This window comes from Bartonella sp. CB10SXKL (assembly GCF_042195515.1).
Lineage (GTDB): Bacteria > Pseudomonadota > Alphaproteobacteria > Rhizobiales > Rhizobiaceae > Bartonella.
The window spans coordinates 1-542 of record NZ_JBHION010000135.1; the positions used below are offsets into that span (position 1 = coordinate 1).

General features: G+C 38.9%; 1 protein-coding gene and 1 pseudogene. Both read right to left on the bottom strand.

The window, feature by feature from the left end:
• Positions 1 to 221 (bottom strand): annotated as a pseudogene (locus ACFIK3_RS09860) (hypothetical protein); the annotation flags it as partial.
• A 44-nt stretch (positions 222 to 265) separates the two neighbouring features.
• Entirely contained in the window at positions 266 to 460 is a 195-nt protein-coding gene (locus ACFIK3_RS09865) for a hypothetical protein (RefSeq protein ID WP_375637963.1), read from the bottom strand.
• Positions 461 to 542 lie beyond the last annotated feature (82 nt).

Here is a 542-nt window from a genome sequence, read left to right on the forward strand (position 1 = left end):
CCTTTATGACGCCTCACCTCTTCAAAATACACCACGTCAATTTGACCTGCTGTCTGCTTTATTTCTGATAGCCATTGCTTAAAGCGCAAGTAACGCATTCCACCGCCTTCAAAACGGCGTGATTGAAAATTCACGGTACCACTGAACATGTCACCACTTGCACCACGTATCGCCCACCCCGTTTTGGTACCTAGATCAAAACAAAGGATTGTATGAAGCATCTAAATCACTTACATTTAATGATGGTTTTTTCTTAGAATGGTGCTTAAACGACTTCTCTGCACACAATTTTACTGCAATTCACACAATAAGAAACGTTAGGAAAAGATAATTTTTCAATGAGCTTTGCTTGCTCGTGTATTATTTCGTCTTTTTCATTTATCTCTTGTCTAAGCCTTTTTGTGGTTTTAAAAGCAGTATAAGCTGCATAACAAGATATAATAAGCGCAATTAAGCCCATCTCTATCTCCTCACTTACCCTTCTTCTTACTCTTCTTATTCTTATGAGGCGGCGCTTTTACTGCTTCATCACGCTGTTTAAG

Bases quoted from the DNA above. Each gene is read 5' to 3' on its own strand.
- ACFIK3_RS09865 (WP_375637963.1), bottom strand. From the start codon at position 460: ATGGGCTTAATTGCGCTTATTATATCTTGTTATGCAGCTTATACTGCT.